This window comes from Sulfitobacter sp. UBA4523, assembly GCF_002388305.1.
Taxonomy (GTDB): domain Bacteria; phylum Pseudomonadota; class Alphaproteobacteria; order Rhodobacterales; family Rhodobacteraceae; genus Sulfitobacter; species Sulfitobacter pontiacus.
The window spans coordinates 98,238-117,370 of record NZ_DGMH01000035.1 but is presented as its reverse complement, the minus strand read 5'-3'; the positions used below and the strand labels follow the sequence as shown (position 1 = coordinate 117,370).

Below are 19,133 nucleotides of genomic sequence, written 5' to 3'. Positions count from 1 at the left end.
CCCGCCGCGCCGCCACCAGCCTCGCGACCTCGCTCAGCACAAGGGCGGCAACGAGCAGGATATAGACCAGATCGATCAGCAGAATGATGCGCAGGCTGGGGGTGTTTCCGCCTTGTTCAAGCGGGCCGAGCACCAAATAGGTGACAAGCGCCAGCACCGGCCCCAGAACGACAAGGCCCAGGGTCGCCAGATTGCGCACGCGCCTGATCCGGCGCAGGCGCTCAAGCCGCATAAGATAATAGCTGCGTGACCGGGTAAGCACCCGCTATCCTCACCGATGATGTGATGCACCTATGCATCAACCGCCCATTTTTGTGGTCCTGATCCGGCTTTGAGGCTAGATGGCCACGGTTATGTGGCGCTTTTACATCATTTTTCGACCGCGTGTCACCTCAATATCGAGGTCCGTGATCTTTTTTCTCAGCGTATTGCGGTTGATTCCCAGAAGGTCTGCACATTTCGCCTGATTACCAGCGGTTGCGGCAAGGGCGATCTCGATCAACGGGGCTTCGATCTCGCGCAGGATACGGGCATAAAGACCGGGGGGCGGCAGCATGGATCCGTGCTGGTCAAAGTATCGCTGTAGGTGACGTTCGACCGACGCGCCAAGCTTTTCGGTATTGGCCTGCGCGCGCAGCGGTTCGGGGTCGGGTTGCGCCCCCAGCACATGCTCTGCCTCGGATTGAGTGATTTCGGGCGCGCGGCTGGTCAGCGCCAGCTGCCGCATCGCATGTTCCAACTGTCGCACGTTCCCGGGCCATTGATAGTTGGCAAAGACCTTCGCCGCCCCTTCGGACAGGGCGCGCGGCGCGGTATTGCCGGTTTCGGACCGTTCAAGGAAATGCGCGGCAAGCAAGGCAATATCATCCACGCGGTCGCGCAGCGCGGGCACATGCAGCGTCGCCCCCGAGAGACGATAATACAGATCGCGCCGCAGGGTGCCCGCCTTCATCGCGGCGGCTAGATCCGATTGGCTGGTGGCAAGGAACCGCGGCGCATGTTCACCGGGCGTGTCCATCATGCGCGCGATACGGGCCTGAATCTCTTCCGAGAAATCGCCGATCTCGTCAATCAGCAGCGTCCCGCCGCGGACCCTGGCCAAGACACGTGTCGGGCCCTCAAGGTCTTGCAACTCGGCCGAGGTGACGGTGACAAAGGGCAGGTTCCGCCGGTCCGAGAAATCGTGGATCGCCCTACCAATCAGCGACTTTCCTGTGCCGGATTCGCCCCAGATCAACACCGGCAGATCCGTGTTCATCACCCGCGCCACCACGCGGTAGAGCGCCTGCATCACCGGCGTGCGCCCCACCAGCGGCAGATCATCCCGGTCCCCATCGCTGTCAGAGCTGGTCTGCGCCGGACGGCGCGCCGGCCCGCTGCGCTCTAGCGCGCGGGCGGTGCGTTTCATCAGGTCAGGCAGGTCGAAAGGCTTGGGCAGATAATCATAGGCCTCCGCCTCTGCCGCCTTGATCGCGGTCATGATGGTGTTCTGCGCCGAGATCACGATCACGGGCAAACCGGGGCGGTCCTGCGCGATCTTGGGCAGCATCTCGAGCCCGTTGCCGTCGGGCATCACCACATCCGAGATCACAACGTCACCTTTACCCTCGCCCACCCAACGCATCAGGGTGGTCAGGCTGGATGTCGCGTGCACCTTGCAGCCCGCGCGGGTCAGTGCCTGTGTCAGAACGGTGCGGATTGTGCGGTCGTCATCAGCGACCAGAACGGTGCCATCCATCGTTAATTCTCCTGATCGGAAGCGGTATTTTCAATTTGGGTCTTATCGGCCCGCGGCAGTGAGATGCGGAACACGGTCTTGCCGGGCACAGACTCCACCGTGATCCAGCCGCCGTGGTCGGAAATGATCTTGCTCACCAGCGCCAGCCCCAGCCCGGTGCCGTTCTCGCGCCCGGATACGAAGGGTTCGAACACGTCAGCGCGGATCGCCTCTGGTAGACCGGGGCCGTCGTCGATGACTTCGATCTGCAAGGGCAGCGATTGCGCCGTGCCGTCGGATCGGCGCATGCGGAATGAATGTTCATAATAGCTGTGCAACCGGATCGTGCCGCCCGAGGGGCCTGCCGCCTCTGACGCGTTCTTGATCAGGTTCAGCACCACCTGCAACAACTGGTCCTTGTCGCCCAAGGCTGGCGGCAGCGAAGGGTCGTAATCCTCGATGATCTTCATGCGCGCGCCAAACCCCAGCAGCGCAGACCGGCGCGCGCGGTCCAGCGCGTCATGCAGGTTCACCGCCTTGCGTTCCGGCGGCATCAGGTTGCCGAATTGTTCGACCTGTTCCAGCAGCTTCACAATCCGGCGCGATTCCGCGACGATCAGGTCTGTCAGCTCCAGATCCTCGGTGCTGAGGTTCATGCTGAGCAGTTGCGCGGCGCCGGTGATCCCTGCCAGCGGGTTCTTGATCTCATGGGCCAGCATCTCGGCCATGCCAATGGCGGATTTGGCGGCGGATTTGACCGAATTATTCTGCGTCATCCGACCGGCCATCTCGCGGGGGGTGATCATCAGGATCATCTGCCCCGCCGCATCGATCAGCGGCGCGAAGTGCAACGCGCATTGCACCGGCGGGCGTTGGCCGCTGCCGACATCCACATCGTTGACGAATAAGGGCGTGCCATTGTCACGGGCGCGGGTGAACGCCTCTTCCAGAGGGGCATCGACGGCGATCATGTCCCACACCGGCACACCGCGCACGGATTTTGCAGAGGCGTTCAGAAACCCTTCGGCTTCCGAGTTCAGCTCGGCGATCGTGTCGTCTGTATCGATCAGAATGGCGGGCACGGGCAGCGATGCGAAAACAGTATCCAGCGACATCAAGCGGCCTCCAACTGGTGGTCCGGCAGACAGGCGGACGGGATAAGACGGTGGACCTCGGCGGGGCTGGCAGCGGTCAGTACCGCGCGGCGCAGATCAGCGGGGGTGTTGCTGGTGTCCATGTACCACCCCAGATGTTTGCGCGCGACGCGCAGGCCAATCACCTCGCCATAGAACCGGATGATCGCCTCGTAGTGGTCGGACACCATGCGCGCGAAATCGGCACCCTGCGGGATAATCGGTGCGGGCGCGCCGAACAGATCATGGGCCACCCGAGCCAGCAGCCAGGGTTTGCCTTGGGCACCGCGCCCGATCATCACACCGTCGGCCCCCGATTGCGCCAGCGCTTGTCGCGCGGCATCGGTGCTGATGATATCGCCATTGGCAATGACGGGAACAGAGACCGCCTGTTTGACACCCGCAATCGCGGCCCAATCGGCGGACCCCTTATAGAACTGGCAGCGCGTGCGTCCGTGGATGGTGATCATGGTGATCCCCGCCGCTTCGGCCCGCGCGGCGATCTGTGGCGCGTTCAGCATATTGTCGTCCCACCCCAGCCGCGTCTTGAGCGTGACGGGCAAGTTCACCGCGTTCACCACCGCCTCGATCAGGCGCAGCGCGTGGTCGGGCGTTTTCATCAGCGCAGAGCCGGAATAGCCTTGTGTCACCTTCTTGGCGGGACAACCCATATTGATGTCGATCACCCGCGCGCCCTGCCCTTCGACCATCCGCGCGGCCTCGGCCATGGGGGCGGCCTCGCGTCCTGCCAGCTGTACCGCAGTGCCTTCGACGCCAAGCCCCAGTTCGGCCTTTTCCAGCGTCCCGGGGCGGGCGTTGATCATGTCGACGCTGGCAACCATCTCTGACACCACCAACCCTGCGCCAAAAGACGCCACCAGTGTGCGGAACGGCAGATCGGTGATCCCCGCCATCGGAGCCAGCAAAACAGGCGGGTCGAGTTTGAAGGGCAGATCCGAGAGATCCAAACGCTTAATCCTTGTGCAATTGCCTTTGGTTTACCGAGGGGTGGGCCGAAACTCAATCAAACCAAAAGCTTTTGCTGGTGAGAAACTGACCTATTGCCTAAAATTTAGGCATAGGGCGCGGGCGATTGCACAGACCGCTTTGCAGGCTTAGAACGGGGCGAGTTTATCAAAGGGGGCGCGCGATGGCGTCGACACCGAAAATCGCAGCGCTCATCGTGGCCGCCGGACGGGGCACCCGTGCGGGCGGAGCCGTGCCCAAACAATGGCAGCCGCTGTGCGGGAAACGCGTGATCGACCACACGCTTGCGGCTTTCCAGCGGCATCCGCAGGTCGACCGGATCATCATCGTATTGAACGCCAGTGACATGGCGCAGGCGGAAGGGTTCACCGCGCAAGGCTGTCTTGTCGCCGAAGGGGGCGCGGATCGCGCAGCATCGGTGCGCAACGGTCTGGCGCTGCTGGGGGATGCGGATCTGGTGCTGATCCATGACGCCGCCCGCCCCTGTGTCACGCCGCAGATCATCGACGCTGTGATCGACGCGCTGGCCACAGATGCCGCAGCCGCCCCCGGCCTGCCTGTCACCGACGCGCTTTGGGTGGCCGAAGACGGAGCCGTCGCAGGCACGCAGGACCGCACCGCGCTTTATGCCGCCCAAACCCCGCAAGGCTTCGATGCTGCCACGATCCGCGCGGCCCATGCCGCCTTTGAAGGCATCGCCGCCGATGATGTAGAGGTCGCCCGCGCCGCCGGTGTTGCGGTTGCCATCACCCCCGGCAGCGTCGATAACCTGAAAATCACGATGCCGGGCGATTTGACCCGCGCCGCCCGCATATTGGAGTCTTCGATGGATATTCGTACCGGCAACGGGTTCGACGTACATGCTTTCGGTCCGGGGGATCATGTCACACTTTGCGGCGTTGATATTCCGCATGATCAGGGGCTGGTCGGCCATTCCGACGCCGATGTCGGCATGCATACGGTCACCGATGCGATTTATGGCGCGCTGGCTATGGGCGACATCGGCCAGCATTTCCCCCCGTCTGACCCGCAGTGGAAAGGCGCGCAAAGCCATATCTTTCTGCGCCATGCCGCCGATCTGGCGCGCAGCGAAGGGTTCACCCTGACTCATGTCGATTGCACGCTGATCTGCGAATACCCCAAAGTGGGGCCTCATGCCGCAGAGATGCGCCGCGTGATGGCGGATATCCTGTCCCTTGAGGAAAGCCGTGTGTCGGTCAAGGCGACGACCTCGGAACGTTTGGGATTTACCGGCCGCGGCGAAGGCATCGCCTGCATGGCCACAGCAACATTGGTGAAACTATGACTTTGGCAAAGCTGATCGCGACCGTTCTGGGGGTGGGTTACATCCGCCCTGCTTCGGGCACCTGGGGGTCGCTGGTGGCGCTGCCCTGGGCCTGGCTGCTCCATGTCATCGGTGGGCTGCCGCTGTTGATCGCAGGCATCGTGCTTACCTTTGCCGCAGGGTGGTGGGCCACCGCACGCATGACCTCGGGAAGCGCTGATCATGACCCGTCTGAGATCGTGATCGACGAGGTTGCGGGCCAATGGGTCGCGCTGCTGCCGCTCAGCTACGCCAGTTGGACGATGGACATGAACATCCTTGTGATGTGGCCCGGCTGGATCGCGGCGTTTGCGCTTTTCCGGCTGTTCGACATCTGGAAACCGCTGATCATCGGCTGGGCCGACCGGCGCGGCGATGCGCTTGGCGTGATGCTGGATGATATCTTTGCAGGCATTTTCGCACTGCTGGGGGTGATCGCACTGGCCGTGCTGTATCATGTGTATCTCTTTGCCTGATTTGCACGCCCTTCTGGACCGCGCCCGCACGCGCGAGGTCATGATCGCCTGCGCCGAAAGCTGCACGGGCGGCATGGTCGCCGCCGCCCTGACGGACCTCCCCGGATCCTCCGCGATCTTCGACCGTGGGTTTGTCACCTATACCAATGCCGCCAAGATCGACCTTCTGGGCGTCAGCCCGGACACACTCACCGCCCACGGCGCGGTGTCCGAGCAGGTCGCCCTTGAAATGGCGCGTGGTGCCTTGGCACGATCCGGCGCGCAGATCGCCGTGTCGATCACCGGCATCGCAGGCCCCGGCGGGTCAGAGCATAAGCCCGAAGGCCGCGTCTGTTTCGGCCTCGCCACGGCGTCCGGTATCACCACCCAAACGCAAGAGTTCGGCGCATTGGGCCGCGATAAGGTCCGCCGCGCTGCCCGCGATTTCGCCTTGGGGCTGATTTTTGAGGCGATTACATAACGCCCGCAAAACAGGCGGCATGGCTAAATTGCTGCCTAAATATGTGGCGAATGTAGAAATGCCCGTTTAATCACCGGCTTTGCCCACTTTTTAACTTTTGTCGCGCGCGCACATCCGTTTCACCCGTCTGCAATCAAAAACCTTTCGGGAGGAAACCAAGATGAACGCAGCTGATACGGCCTGGATCATGACCGCCACGGCCTTGGTCCTGTTCATGACATTACCGGGGCTCGCGCTCTTCTATGGCGGGCTGGTGCGCAGCCGCAACGTGCTGAGCGTTTTCATGCATACCTACGGCGTCGCCTGTCTGATGAGCGTGCTATGGTTCTTCGCCGGATACTCCATTGCCTTTGGTCCCGACACATCGGGCCTCTGGGGCGGCTTGGGCAAGATCGGCCTGTCGGGGGTCACTGCTGACAGCCTGTCAGGCACCCTGCCCGAGATCCTGTTCTTCGCCTTCCAGATGACATTCGCAGTGATCACACCCGCGCTGATCGTCGGTGCCTATGTGGAGCGTATCGGCTTTGGCTTTGTAATGCTCTTCTCGGGTCTCTGGATGCTGCTGTGCTACGCGCCCGTGGTGCATTGGGTCTGGGGCGGCGGTTTCTTGGCCGATGGTGGCATCTTTGGCGAGGTCGGCGTGCGCGATTTCGCGGGCGGCATCGTGGTGCATGAAACAGCCGGCCTCGCGGCGCTGATCCTCGCCGTCTTCCTTGGTCCACGCCTTAACCACAACACCCCGCCGCATAACCCGGGCTTCGTGATGATCGGGGCGGCGATGCTCTGGGTCGGCTGGTTCGGCTTTAACGGCGGCTCGCAACTGGCCGCAGACGGAGGTGCGGCGATGGCGATCACGGTGACCCATATCTCTGCCGCCACCGCCTCGCTCACCTGGGCGCTGTGGGAGCGGATCAAATTCGGCAAGGCCTCTCTGGTCGGCATCGTCACAGGCACCATCGCGGGGCTGGCCTCCATCACGCCTGCGTCGGGCTTCGTCGGCCCTTGGGCGGCGCTGCTGATCGGCGCGGTTGCCGGGATCCTGTGCCAGGAAGCGGTCGTCCTGATCCGCAACAAGGCCAAGATCGACGACACGCTTGATGTATTCGCGGTTCACGGCGTGGGCGGTATCTTCGGCACCATCATGATCGCGGCCCTCGGGGCGGGGTCCTGGGCCGCACAACTGGGGTCGCTGGCGATTGTCGGTGTCTATACCACGGTGGTGACCGTCGTGCTGGTGCTGGTCTGCAAGGCGATCACCCCGCTGCGTGTCAGCAAAGAGGTCGAGGTCAACGGGCTTGATCTGTCCGTCCACGGTGAACGGGCCTATGATCTAAGCAGCTGATCGGGAAAACGCAGACCCACACAAAGGCCCCGCATTGGGGCCTTTGTTGTTTCTAGGCCCCGGCCCCATAGAGGGCGGCCGCGCGTTTCTCGAACGCCCGCACCACCCGCTGCATCGCCTCGTTAAAGACGACGCCGATGATCTTTTGCAAAATCGCGTTCTTGAATTCGAAATCGACGAAGAAATGCACCTTGCAGCTGCCGTCGCCATTGTCCTCGAAGGCCCAGTTCGATTTCATGTATTTGAACGGGCCATCCAGATATTCGGTGTCGATCTTCTTGGCCTCTGGCCACAACACCACGCGGCTGGTGAAACGTTCGCGAAACACTTTGAAACTGATGACAAGATCGGCGTCCATCACCTCATGATCCCCCTTATCCTCACGGCTTTTGATCCGCGCGGCGGCGGTCCAGGGCAGAAAATCTGGGTATGACGCCACATCGGCCACCAGATCATACATCTGTTGGGCGGTGTAGGGCAGTTCGCGGGTCTCTGAATGGGTAGGCATTGATTTCCATCTGTCATGAAGTTAGCCCTTATGAAATCCTATCTCCCCCTTTTTCAAGGTAAAACCCATGACGACGCGACCTTATGTCATCGATGAAATGATCTCGGCCAAGGCAATCGCCGCGCGGATCGAAACCCTTTGCCGCGAAATCCAAAGCGAATTCGCAGGCACCGAAAAGCTGACAGTGGTGGGGCTGCTGCGCGGATCTTTCGTGTTTATCGCCGATCTGGTGCGCGAGCTTGACCTCCCGATCGAGGTCGATTTCCTCGAGGCCTCCAGCTATGGCGATGGCATGGAAAGCAGCAGAGAAGTGCGTATCCTCAAAGACTTGCGCGGCGCAATCGAAGGGCGCGATGTGCTGGTCGTCGAAGATATCGTCGACACGGGCCACACCCTGCATCACGTGCGCAATCTACTGATGTCGCGCGAACCCGCACGGCTGAAAACCATTGCCCTGCTCGACAAACCCAGCCGCCGCGAGGTGGACATGAAGGCCGATTGGATCGGCTTTGAAATTCCGGATGAATTTGTTGTGGGCTACGGCATCGATTTCGCACAGCGCGACCGCAACCAGCCCTTTATCGGCAAGGTCCGTTTTACATGAACGTCGCTTGGCTGATGCGGATGAAACGGTGGGTGCAGCACCCGCCCTCGGCGGGCCGCGTCAAATTCGTCTTTGCTGTGGTCCTGGCCGGCGCGCTGATCTTTGCCGCAGAATACTTTGGCTACTGGCCCGAATGGGCCACGACCCAACGGATCAAAAACCCGTTCTAACTTTTCCAAATGGATGTAAATCCCGGGGAGTTTGAGGGGCAGTGCCCCTCATTGTACCGCGTGAGTTTAAGGGGCAGCGCCCCTCAATGTACTGCGCGAGTTTGAGGGGCAGCACCCCTCAAATCCAATGCAATGCAGTTACCCTAGCTTCGCCAACCGCGCCGCCTGCAGCCGCGCAAAGTCATCCCCTGCGTGGTAGCTCGACCGCGTCAGAGGCGTCGCAGAGACCATCAAGAACCCTTTGCCATAGGCCGATTTTTCATAGGCGGCGAATTCATCGGGGTGCACAAAGCGGTCCACCGCGTGGTGCTTTGGTGTCGGCTGCAGATATTGCCCGATGGTCAGAAAATCGATGTCCGCCGCGCGCATGTCTTCCATGACCTGCATAACGGACTGACGATCCTCGCCCAGACCGACCATGATGCCGGATTTGGTAAACATCGTCGGATCGAGTTCCTTGACCCGCTGTAACAGACGCAGCGAATGGAAATACCGCGCCCCGGGGCGGACCTCGGGGTAGAGGCCGGGCACTGTTTCCAGATTGTGGTTAAACACATCCGGTCGCGCCTCGACCACGGTTTCCAGCACTTTGGGATCACAGCGGATGAAATCGGGGGTCAGGATCTCGATCGTGGTGCCCGGGGACCGTTTGCGGACGGCGCGGATGGTCTGGGCAAAATGCTCTGCCCCGCCGTCTTCGATGTCGTCGCGGTCCACGCTGGTGATCACCACGTGGTTCAGTCCCAGTTTGGACACCGCATCAGCCACACGCCCGGGTTCAAAGATGTCCAGCGCTTCCGGCGGGCGCCCTGTTGCGATGTTGCAGAAGGTACAGGCGCGGGTGCAGACCTCGCCCATGATCATCATGGTGGCATGGCCCTGCGACCAGCATTCGCCCACATTCGGGCAGCCCGCTTCTTCGCAGACAGTCACCAGTTTGTTCTCGCGCATGATCTTTGCGGTATCCGCATAGCCTTTGCCACCCGGCGCCTTCACCCGGATCCACGACGGCTTTTTCGGCTGTGGATTGTCGGGGCGTCGGGCCTTTTCAGGGTGGCGCTGCTCGGGGATTTTCAGGTCTCGCATGATCAGGCTCCGTTTGGAATACGCCCCTTATGTAGTCGGTTCGCGCGGCGCATGAAAGAGGCAGTTGTCACCTGCGGGGCAGCCATGCAGTACGCGCCGATCCGGATTCGCCGTCTAGCCGATCATCGCGCTCCCGGGGCCAAGCGTTTCCGCATAGTGTTTGCGCAAGCGCATCAGGGCGATACGCAGAACGATCTTTCCCGACCGCGCCGACCAGCCAAGGCGCTTTTCCGTGGTTTCCAGCCCTTCCAGATAGCAGCAGCACCGCAGCACAATATCCGACAGACCCGGTCCCAGATCCGCCAGCGCCGATCCCACCCGTGCCCGGGCCGCAGAAGGCGCGCTGCCCTCAAAGCTGACGCTGTCGCCCTGCCCGCCCGGTGCCAGAAACCGGTCCCAGTTCTGCGTCACCGACTCGCCCATTTGCGCCAGTTCAAAATCCTCGCGCAGGCGCTCTCCGGCCTGGACGAGACTGTCGGACAGGAACGGCGCGCCCTTTGCGTCGCGTCTGCGCGCGAGCGCGGCCAACGGGCTTTCTGCCAGCGTGTAGCGCAAGCGTCGTGCCGTTTTCTGCCGCGCCCCCTCTGGCAGCGGCGGCGCAGGGGCAAAACTGGTTTGGGCTTCGGCAAAACCGTCCTGTGCCCCCTGACCCAGCATCTCTTCCAGCGCATGCCGTCCGGCCGCGGTGATGTGATAGCGCAGGATGCGCCCCTCGCCATCACTCGCGATCCAGCCGTTAAGCGCCATCGCCTGCGCGACACAGCGGTCCACCACGGCAGTCCGCGTCTGCGCGCCATCCGGACCACCGCGCACGACAACGGCCTTGTCCATCTCGGCTGCGACCGCCAGCAGCGCACCGGTTTCGCACAAGCGCCGCAAAATGCGCTGCGCCTCGCTTTTCAGCGTTTCATCATCGGGCATCATGGGGGGTGAGGTGTCATTCATCGCGGCGGGCTCCTGCATGGGGTGGGTTTCAAAACGGCTGACCTGCCCCAGCAGATCAAGGGCGTCGTCCACCAGCGGATCATCGCGCCGCGTTTCCAGCCGCCGGATCTGGCGCAGGATGGTAGAGGCGTGACACTCAGCGGATCGCGCCAGCGCCCGGATCGGCTGGCCCATCTCCACATGCGACACATAATGCCGCGCGGCATCCGGCACCCATCCGGGCAATCCACGTCGGTCCGGCGGCGTATTCAAAACTTGGGTCATGCGGTCTCCTTTCTTCAGGCGGCGCGGTTATCCACAGCCTTATCCACAATACCAAAAGGTTAATTGGTTATGGATTTGTTAACATTTACCGATACAACTCATAATTGTTTCCAAAAGGTAAACAGTCGTAACCGCGACGCACGCAGACTTCGCCGCGCGAGCAACACCAGTATCCTGCGTGAAATCCTGCACGTGAGCGGCCATGCGATGGCATGACCCCGCAGCCAGCAAGGATTTGATTTTATGCAAGATATTCTAGCGCGCCTCAGCGGTATTCACCGTCCCGCCATATTGGTGCAGGCAGGCACCATCGGGGCCCGCAGCTATCGCCGCGGCCCGGCCCTGCGACGGATACTGAGGAAAGCGCCCCCGCCACGCAGCGCCGTGGTGCTGGTGCAGCTGATCGATATAGAGGCAGACCTGAACGCCAGACGTAAAAAGACGGACGCAGGCTATAACCTGGTCCGTCATATAGAGGTGATGACCGCCCTCATTGCCGAGGCCGCGATTTTGCGCGAAACCTTGCGAGATGCTGCTACATAAAGCTGTCAGGCTCCGCCGCCTTGCGTTCTGCGACAAAGGCATCAAGCGCCGCACGCGTCTCGGGGTCCATAGGCGGTTGCACATAGTCGCCCAACAGCTTTTCGACCCGCGCCGCCGCCAGCGACTGGGTATCGCGCGCGCCCTCATCTGACCATGTTTCAAATGGCTTGTAGTCCAGCAGGTCGGATTTCCAGAAGGCTTCCTTAAAGTTGGCCTGTGTGTGTGCGCATCCCAGATAATGTCCGCCCGGACCAACCTCGCGGATCGCATCCAGCGCTTGCGCGTTTTCGTCAATCTCTACACCGCGCGCCAAATGGTGCAACGCGCCCAGTTGATCGGCATCCATCACGAATTTCTCGAACGAGGCGACCAGCCCGCCTTCCAGCCAGCCACAGGCGTGGAGCATAAAGTTCACCCCCGACAAAAGCCCCATGTTCAGACTGTTCGCCGTCTCATAGGCTGCTTGCGCGTCGGGCAGTTTTGACCCGCAGAACGAGCCCGAGGACCGGAATGGCAGGTTCATCCGCCGCGCCAATTGCCCCGCCCCATAGGTGATATGCGCGGCCTCCGGCGTGCCAAAGGTCGGCGCACCCGAGTTCATGTCGATCGAGGTCACAAAGGCCCCGAAAATCACCGGCGCGCCCTTACGGATCAGCTGGCTATAGGCGATGCCGGCCATGACCTCGGCCAGGACCTGCGTCAATGTCCCTGCCACGGATACCGGTGCCATCGCGCCGCCAACGATAAAGGGGGAAATGATCGACGCCTGATTGTTCTCGGCAAAGACCTTCAGCGCCCCCATCATCACGTCATCAAACGTCATGGGCGAGTTGATGTTCACCAGCGACGTCATCACCGTGTTCTGGTCGACGAAATCCGCACCGAACAGAATCTTGCACATGTCCACCGAATCCTGCGCGCGGCTCGGTTCCGTGACGGATCCCATGAAGGGTTTATCGCTCAGCGTCATATGCGCATGGAGCATGTCCAGATGGCGCTTGTTGACGGGCACATCGGTGGGCTCACAGACCGTGCCGCCGGAATGGTGCAACCACTTGGACATATAGCCAAGCTTCACGAATTTGTTGAAATCGTCCATCGTGGCATAGCGACGGCCCCCGGCGGTGTCGCGCACGAAGGGCGGGCCATAGACCGGGGCCAACACCAGATTGCGCCCGCCGATCTCGACGTTGCGCGCGGGGTTGCGCGCGTGTTGGGTGAACTGCGACGGCGCGGTCTTGCACAGCTCGCGTGCCAGCCCGCGGGGGATACGCACGCGGTCGCCAGTCACATCCGCCCCGGCCGCGCGCCACAGCGCCAGCGCCTCGGGGTTGTCGGGAAAGTTCACGCCGATCTCTTCCAGCACCGTATCTGCGTTATACTCGATGATCTGCAGCGCCTCTTCGGTCAGCACCTCGTAGTTGGGAATGTTGCGTTCGATGTATTTCGCTGTCTCGAAGGACACAGCCGAGCGTGCCGCCCGACGTGCCGCACCGCCACCACCGCGCCCGCGTCTTGCTGATTCCGCCATGAGGTCTTCCTTTCCGCCAAAACTGACGCCTAGCTACCCCATTCACGCAGCGGGCTTTACGCGGTTTACGGCCTTAGAGGTCAAAAACCGACATCATGCTCCGCCGACCCCTTCATTTTGCCAAAATAAACTCCGGGGGTCTGGGGGCTGGCCCCCACTCCACTCTTGCCACGCAGGCCATCCGCCCATAATCAGTCTGCATGACAGATATCTCCCATGACCGCCTTCTCATCATCGACTTCGGCAGCCAGGTCACCCAGCTGATCGCCCGCCGTTTGCGTGAACTTAATGTGTTCTGCGAAATCCACCCGTTCAACACGGTGGATGATGCCTTTCTCAAGGATTTTGCGCCCAAGGCGGTGATCCTGTCGGGGGGGCCGTCCTCGGTCTTCGCCGAAGGTGCGCCCATGCCACCGCAATCGGTGTTCGAGCTTGGCGTACCGATCCTTGGCATCTGCTACGGCCAACAGGTCATGATGCATTGCCTGGGCGGCAAGGTTGAACGCGGTCACGGCACCGCTGAATTCGGACGCGCCTATGTGACCCCTTCCGCGGCCCGTCTTGAGCTGCTGGAAGGCTGGTTCCTCACCGAGAAAGAGCAAGTCTGGATGAGCCACGGCGATCACGTCAGCGCCATCGCGCCCGGTTTCGAAGTCTACGGCACCTCGCCCCACGCGCCTTTCGCGGTCACCGGCGATGTGTCGCGCAATTTCTATGCCGTGCAGTTCCACCCCGAAGTGCACCACACCCCCAATGGCGCGCGCCTGTATGAAAACTTTGTGCGTCTCGCGGGTTTCAAGGGCGACTGGACAATGAGCGCCTACCGCGACGAGGCCATCGCCGCGATCCGCGAACAGGTCGGCGATCAAAAGGTCATCTGCGGTCTGTCCGGCGGGGTCGATTCCTCGGTCGCGGCCGTGCTGATCCACGAAGCGATTGGGGACCAGCTCACTTGCGTCTTTGTCGACCACGGTCTGCTGCGCAAGGGCGAGGCCGAAGAGGTCGTCACCATGTTCCGTGACAACTACAACATGCCGCTGATCCACGCCGACGAACAGGAACTGTTCCTGGGCGAGCTGGATGGCGTGTCCGACCCCGAAACCAAGCGCAAGATCATCGGCAAACTGTTCATCGACGTGTTCCAGAAGCACGCCAAGGAAGTCGGCGATGCCACCTTCCTCGCACAGGGCACGTTGTACCCCGATGTCATTGAATCCGTGTCCTTTTCCGGCGGCCCGTCGGTCACAATCAAATCGCATCACAACGTGGGCGGCTTGCCCGAAAAGATGGGTCTCAAGCTGGTCGAGCCGCTGCGCGAACTTTTCAAGGACGAGGTGCGCGAGCTTGGCCGCGAGCTGGGTCTGCCCCCGTCCTTTATCGGCCGCCACCCCTTCCCCGGCCCCGGCCTCGCCATCCGTTGCCCCGGTGAGATCACTCGCGAAAAGCTCGACATCCTGCGCGAGGCGGACGCGGTCTATATCGACCAGATCCGAAAGCACGGGCTTTACGATGAAATCTGGCAAGCCTTTGTGGCGATCCTGCCTGTCCGCACCGTGGGTGTGATGGGCGACGGGCGGACCTATGATTTTGCCTGTGCCCTGCGGGCCGTGACCTCGGTCGATGGGATGACGGCGGATTACTATCCGTTCACCCATGAATTCCTGGGCGAGACCGCAACGCGGATCATCAACGAAATTCCGGGCATCAACCGGGTGACCTATGACATCACGTCGAAACCTCCCGGCACGATTGAATGGGAATGATCTGAATGGCTTTGATCGGCCGCATGACAAAGATGCCTCCGGCGGGGATTTTTTTCCATTTGGAAGAGAGACCATGACCCCGACGCTAAGGGCGGCTTTGTGGATGATGGGGTCGATCACGTCTTTCTCTGCGATGGCCGTCGCCGGGCGCGAGCTTGGCGGCAGTCTCGATACGTTCGAGATCATGATGTACCGGTCGCTGGTGGGCGTGATCGCTGTGTTTACGCTCGCGACCGTTTACGGGACCTGGGGGCAGATCAACCGGCGCGACTTCGGCACGCAGATCGGGCGCAATCTGGCGCATTTCACCGGACAGAATCTGTGGTTCTACGCGGTTACGGTGATCCCGCTCGCGCAGGTCTTTGCGCTTGAATTCACTTCTCCGCTTTGGGTGATTGTCCTGTCGCCGCTGATTTTGGGTGAACGGCTTACCAAGGTGCGGGCATTGGCGGCGGTTCTTGGGTTTATTGGTATCCTTTGTGTTGCCCGTCCGACGATTGCCGGGCTGAATGCCGGCGTGATCACGGCGGCGTCCTCGGCGATTTTCTTTGCGCTGACGATCATGCTGACCAAGCGGCTGACGCGCAGCCAGACGATCACCTGCATCCTGTTTTACCTGACGGTGACGCAACTGGTTTTTGGCGTGATCATGGCCGGTTACGACGGGGATATCGCGGTGCCTGCCGTGGCACAGATGCCGCTGTTGTTGCTGATCGGCGTCGCAGGGCTTATGGCGCATTTCTGCCTGACCAACGCATTGTCTATTGCGCCTGCGACCGTGGTCGTCCCGATCGACTTTGTCCGCCTGCCCCTGATCGCCGTCATCGGTATGCTGGTATATGCCGAGGCCTTGGATGTCTGGGTCTTCATCGGCGGCGCGATTATCTTTGCCGGCAATTACATGAACCTCTGGATCGAATCCCGCCGCGTTCCGTAACGAAACTGCAACAGTTTTGGCATGGGGGCGCAGACTTCCCCTTGGTCAAGAATTGACAGATTGACGCATGCTACCGTTCAGTTGCTGTATAAATTGTGGCTGCGTGTTGTGGCTGCATCGCTTCTGGGGAGGAGTATTTAGAGATGACGTATCGAGTAATCGCAATGGCGGCCCTGTTGGGCAGCGCATCCACGTTGCACGCGGGGGGATTGGATCGTTCTGGCCAAGACATCGGCATTCTGTTCGAAGATGGCAACCGTTTCGAATTCAGCTTTGGCCGCGTCTCGCCTTCTATTGACGGCACCGACGTGCGCGGTGGTGGCGATACAGGCAATATTGCCCAAGATTTCAATGTCATTGGCGGCGGCCTTAAGTATCAGTATTCCGATCAGCTGTCCTTTGCTGTTGTCGTTGATGAACCATTCGGGTCCGACGTTTTGTACCCTGCAGTACCAAGTTCCCCGTCCTATGGTGGAACCCAGGCGACTGTGGACAGCTTCGCGATTACCGCTTTGGCGCGGTACAAGTTTAACGATTCTTTCAGCATGCACGGCGGTCTGCGCTATCAAGAAGTCGATGCGACTGTTGCGCTGCAGGGTGCAGGATACGGGCCGCTCAGCGGGTATCGTGCAGACTTCGATTCTGACGGCGCCGTCGGATATGTAATCGGTGCGGCATTTGAAAAGCCAGACATCGCGATGCGCGTTGCGCTGACGTATAACTCGAAAATTACACATGATTTGTCGACGTTGGAAACCAGCAACGGCGCCCCCATCAACCCAGCAGGACGCACAGACACCGAAGTCGAGACGCCCGAAAGTCTCAACCTGGAATTTCAAACCGGGGTCGCGGCTGATACGCTCGTTTTCGGTTCGATCCGCTACGCACGCTATTCCGATACCATCGTATCACCAGACGTCTTTAACGTTCTGACACGCGGTGCGAGCCTGACGTCAATCGAAGATTCCACCGATTACGAAATTGGCGTCGGCCGTCGCTTCAACGACCAGTGGTCTGGCTCGATTGCGATCGGATACCAGCGTGCGGACGGCGACGATCAAGTCTCTCCGCTCGCGCCAACCGATGGTGCCCGGTATGTGTCCTTGGGCGCTAAATATCAGGCGACAAGCCAGTTCGATGTGAGCATGGGCGTGCGCTATACCAAGCTTGGCGATGCGCGGGCAACCACACAGAATACGCCGCAGGCAAACTTCGAAGACAACTCTGCAGTCTCTGTCGGGGTTAAGTTCGGCTACAACTTCTAAGCCCTACCACAGCAACGCTCTATCAGCCCGCCCCAGCAATGTGGCGGGCTTTTTCATGGGCCCGCGATGTCTGACGTCTCGTGGCCGATGTCTCGCGTCTGGTGTCTCGGCACAGGCTAGGCTACTCATTGCGAAACAAGACGTTCCAAGGATGACGACCCATGCTCTACCCCTCTGCCGATGCGTGGCGTGCCGCGCCGCATAAACATGTGCTGGTCTTTGGCATGTCGGGTCTGGGCAAGACGCATATGGCGCATCTGCTGCGGCAGTCGGGGGGGTGGTTCCACTACTCCATCGACTACCGGATCGGGACGCGATACTTGGGTGAAACCATCGCTGACAACGCCAAAGCCGAAGCGATGAAGGTGCCCTTCCTGCGGGATCTTCTGCTGAGCGATAGCATCTACATCGGGTCAAACATCACCTTTGATAATCTTTCGCCCGTGGCGACCTGGCTGGGCAAGCCCGGCGATGCGGCCAAGGGGGGATTGCCGATGGCGGAATATGCCTCGCGACAGGAAGCGTTCAAACAGGCAGAGATCGCAGCCTTGCGCGACACCGGCCATTTCGCGCGCCGTGCGCAGACGCTTTATGGGTATCCGCATTTCATCTGTGACACCGGCGGCTCGATCTGTGAATGGGTGGACCCCGATGACGACAATGATCCGCTGATGCAAACCCTGTCGGCGGAATGTCTGCCGGTCTGGATCAAGGGTGACGATGCCCACACCCAAGAGCTGATCCGCCGCTTTGACAAAGCGCCCAAGCCAATGGCCTACCAGCCCGAGTTCCTGCTGCGGGTGTGGCAGGAATATCTGCGCGAAAACAACTGCCAAGAGGATGATGTCGATCCGGATGCCTTCATCCGCTGGACCTACGCCCAAGCGCTTGCCCACCGACAGCCGCGCTACGAGGCGATGTCGCGATGGGGGGTGACCGTGACTGCCGATCAGGTGGCCGGGCTCAAATCCGAGGATGACTTCAACGACCTGATCGCGGGGACGTTAAGCGCGTGACCCTTGGCGCCCTCTGCGCGGGCGCTTATCTAAATCCGGCGCAGATGATGCAAGACCTGAGCCCCTAGACGTGGAATACTGACATGCCAATTAAACTGCCTTCCGACCTGCCTGCCTATGACGTGCTGACGCGCGAAGGTGTCATGGTGCTGGACGAGGAAATGGCGGCGCGTCAGGATATCCGGCCTTTGCGCATTGCCTTGCTGAACTTGATGCCGAAAAAGATCCAGACAGAAAACCAGTTCGCGCGGCTGATCGGGGCGACGCCCTTGCAGATCGAATTCAGCCTGATCCGCATGTCCGACCACCAGTCGCGCAATACGGCCGCAGATCACCTTGAAAGCTTCTACCGCCCGTTCGAGGAAGTCACCCACGAGAAATTCGATGGGCTGATTATCACCGGTGCCCCGATAGAGCATCTGGACTTTGACGACGTCACCTATTGGGAAGAGCTTACCCGCGTCTTTGACTGGACCCAGACCAATGTCCATTCGACCTTCGGCGTGTGCTGGGGTGGCATGGCGATGATCAATTACTTCCACGGTATCAAAAAGCATCTGTTGGAGGAAAAGGCCTTCGGCTGCTTCCGCCACAGCAACCTTGAACCGTCGTCGCCCTATTTGCGCGGGTTCTCGGATGATCTGGTGGTGCCGGTCAGCCGTTGGACCGAAATGCGCGCGGCAGAGGTCGACGCCGTGCCCAGCCTGACCACCTTGCTCGGCAGCAAGGAGGTCGGCCCCTGTCTGGTCGAGGATGCAGGGCATCGGGCGCTCTATATCTTCAATCACCTTGAATATGACCGCGACACATTGAAGGACGAATATGACCGCGATGTCGCCCAAGGCACGCCGATCAACGTGCCCTGCAACTATTACCCCGATGATGACCCCGCGCAGGTGCCGCTGAACCGCTGGCGTAGCCATGCGCATCTGCTCTACGGCAACTGGATCAACGAGATCTACCAGACCACCCACTACGATCTGAACGACATCGGTCGCAGCAATTTTGGGACGTAGCATGCTGTTGATCCTGACGCTGGTCGCCGTGGGCTTGGTGATCGTG

The 19,133-nt window shown here is 60.8% G+C and carries 19 protein-coding genes and 1 pseudogene; 12 read left to right on the top strand and 8 right to left on the bottom strand.

Translation table 11 applies throughout. The annotated features are described in order from the left end of the window. From B3849_RS08970 to dusB, 4 genes and pseudogenes are all read right to left on the bottom strand, one after another. Positions 1-232: pseudogene (locus B3849_RS08970) on the bottom strand (PAS domain-containing sensor histidine kinase); the annotation flags it as partial. 132 nt (positions 233-364) lie between these two features. Further along, positions 365-1,738 (bottom strand): response regulator, encoded by a 1,374-nt coding sequence (locus tag B3849_RS08965; RefSeq protein WP_278426306.1) that lies wholly within the window; start codon positions 1,736-1,738, stop codon positions 365-367. Between the two features lie 2 nt (positions 1,739-1,740). Beyond that, on the bottom strand, positions 1,741-2,832 hold the full coding sequence (locus B3849_RS08960) for a two-component system sensor histidine kinase NtrB (RefSeq protein ID WP_005853487.1): 1,092 nt from the start codon (positions 2,830-2,832) through the stop codon (positions 1,741-1,743). Beyond that, positions 2,832-3,818, bottom strand: coding sequence for a tRNA dihydrouridine synthase DusB (gene dusB, locus B3849_RS08955; RefSeq protein ID WP_278426303.1), 987 nt, complete (start codon positions 3,816-3,818; stop codon positions 2,832-2,834). The genes B3849_RS08960 and dusB overlap by 1 nt, the downstream gene beginning before the upstream one ends. Positions 3,819-4,000: 182 nt before the next feature. On the opposite strand from dusB, the gene B3849_RS08950 reads away from it, so the two are divergent. From B3849_RS08950 to B3849_RS08935, 4 genes are all read left to right on the top strand, one after another. Continuing rightward, positions 4,001-5,143 carry a bifunctional 2-C-methyl-D-erythritol 4-phosphate cytidylyltransferase/2-C-methyl-D-erythritol 2,4-cyclodiphosphate synthase gene (locus B3849_RS08950; RefSeq protein WP_286780033.1) on the top strand — a complete coding sequence of 381 codons (1,143 nt, stop codon included), beginning with the start codon at positions 4,001-4,003 and terminating at the stop codon, positions 5,141-5,143. Further along, the gene (locus B3849_RS08945) at positions 5,140-5,637 is read left to right on the top strand and encodes a phosphatidylglycerophosphatase A family protein (protein WP_278426300.1); all 498 of its coding nucleotides are present in this window, start codon (positions 5,140-5,142) and stop codon (positions 5,635-5,637) included. Before B3849_RS08950 ends, B3849_RS08945 begins: the two co-directional genes overlap by 4 nt. Then, positions 5,618-6,097: a CinA family protein gene (locus B3849_RS08940; RefSeq protein ID WP_278426299.1), complete on the top strand. Its 480-nt coding sequence runs from the start codon at positions 5,618-5,620 to the stop codon at positions 6,095-6,097. The genes B3849_RS08945 and B3849_RS08940 overlap by 20 nt, the downstream gene beginning before the upstream one ends. Before the next feature lie 160 nt (positions 6,098-6,257). Further along, positions 6,258-7,439: an ammonium transporter gene (locus B3849_RS08935; protein WP_037944254.1), complete on the top strand. Its 1,182-nt coding sequence runs from the start codon at positions 6,258-6,260 to the stop codon at positions 7,437-7,439. A gap of 52 nt (positions 7,440-7,491) precedes the next feature. Here B3849_RS08935 and B3849_RS08930 read toward each other — a convergent pair whose 3' ends face one another. After that, positions 7,492-7,947 (bottom strand): type II toxin-antitoxin system RatA family toxin, encoded by a 456-nt coding sequence (locus B3849_RS08930; protein ID WP_005853481.1) that lies wholly within the window; start codon positions 7,945-7,947, stop codon positions 7,492-7,494. A 67-nt stretch (positions 7,948-8,014) separates the two neighbouring features. On the opposite strand from B3849_RS08930, the gene hpt reads away from it, so the two are divergent. Together hpt and B3849_RS08920 are read left to right on the top strand one after the other, a co-directional pair. Then, the gene (hpt, locus tag B3849_RS08925) at positions 8,015-8,551 is read left to right on the top strand and encodes a hypoxanthine phosphoribosyltransferase (RefSeq protein WP_005853480.1); all 537 of its coding nucleotides are present in this window, start codon (positions 8,015-8,017) and stop codon (positions 8,549-8,551) included. Further along, positions 8,548-8,721: a hypothetical protein gene (locus B3849_RS08920; protein WP_005853479.1), complete on the top strand. Its 174-nt coding sequence runs from the start codon at positions 8,548-8,550 to the stop codon at positions 8,719-8,721. The genes hpt and B3849_RS08920 overlap by 4 nt, the downstream gene beginning before the upstream one ends. Positions 8,722-8,859: 138 nt before the next feature. Here the strand turns inward: B3849_RS08920 and lipA are convergent, their stop codons facing one another. Both lipA and B3849_RS08910 read right to left on the bottom strand, forming a co-directional pair. After that, positions 8,860-9,807, bottom strand: a complete 948-nt coding sequence (gene lipA / locus B3849_RS08915) for a lipoyl synthase (RefSeq protein WP_005853478.1) — start codon at positions 9,805-9,807, stop codon at positions 8,860-8,862. 114 nt (positions 9,808-9,921) lie between these two features. Next, positions 9,922-11,016 (bottom strand): DUF6456 domain-containing protein, encoded by a 1,095-nt coding sequence (locus B3849_RS08910; protein ID WP_286780032.1) that lies wholly within the window; start codon positions 11,014-11,016, stop codon positions 9,922-9,924. 243 nt (positions 11,017-11,259) lie between these two features. On the opposite strand from B3849_RS08910, the gene B3849_RS08905 reads away from it, so the two are divergent. After that, on the top strand, positions 11,260-11,559 hold the full coding sequence (locus B3849_RS08905) for a DUF6477 family protein (protein ID WP_286780031.1): 300 nt from the start codon (positions 11,260-11,262) through the stop codon (positions 11,557-11,559). Here B3849_RS08905 and B3849_RS08900 read toward each other — a convergent pair. Continuing rightward, positions 11,552-13,090 (bottom strand): trimethylamine methyltransferase family protein, encoded by a 1,539-nt coding sequence (locus B3849_RS08900; RefSeq protein ID WP_005853475.1) that lies wholly within the window; start codon positions 13,088-13,090, stop codon positions 11,552-11,554. The genes B3849_RS08905 and B3849_RS08900 overlap by 8 nt on opposite strands. A 200-nt stretch (positions 13,091-13,290) precedes the next feature. Between B3849_RS08900 and guaA the strand changes: the two genes are divergently transcribed. The 5 genes from guaA to metA all read left to right on the top strand — a co-directional run bounded on the left by guaA (position 13,291) and on the right by metA (position 19,087). Further along, entirely contained in the window at positions 13,291-14,853 is a 1,563-nt protein-coding gene (guaA, locus tag B3849_RS08895; RefSeq protein WP_278426290.1) for a glutamine-hydrolyzing GMP synthase, read from the top strand. Positions 14,854-14,926: 73 nt separating this feature from the next. Further along, positions 14,927-15,790, top strand: coding sequence for a DMT family transporter (locus tag B3849_RS08890; RefSeq protein WP_278375996.1), 864 nt, complete (start codon positions 14,927-14,929; stop codon positions 15,788-15,790). 143 nt (positions 15,791-15,933) lie between these two features. Continuing rightward, positions 15,934-17,055 (top strand): OmpP1/FadL family transporter, encoded by a 1,122-nt coding sequence (locus B3849_RS08885; RefSeq protein WP_278375997.1) that lies wholly within the window; start codon positions 15,934-15,936, stop codon positions 17,053-17,055. 161 nt (positions 17,056-17,216) lie between these two features. Further along, a complete protein-coding gene (locus B3849_RS08880) occupies positions 17,217-18,071 on the top strand; it encodes an ATPase (protein WP_243250136.1) in 855 nt (284 codons plus the stop codon). A gap of 83 nt (positions 18,072-18,154) precedes the next feature. Next, complete coding sequence (gene metA / locus B3849_RS08875; RefSeq protein ID WP_005853468.1) at positions 18,155-19,087, top strand: homoserine O-acetyltransferase MetA; 933 nt, start codon at positions 18,155-18,157, stop codon at positions 19,085-19,087. The last annotated feature ends 46 nt before the right edge of the window (positions 19,088-19,133 follow it).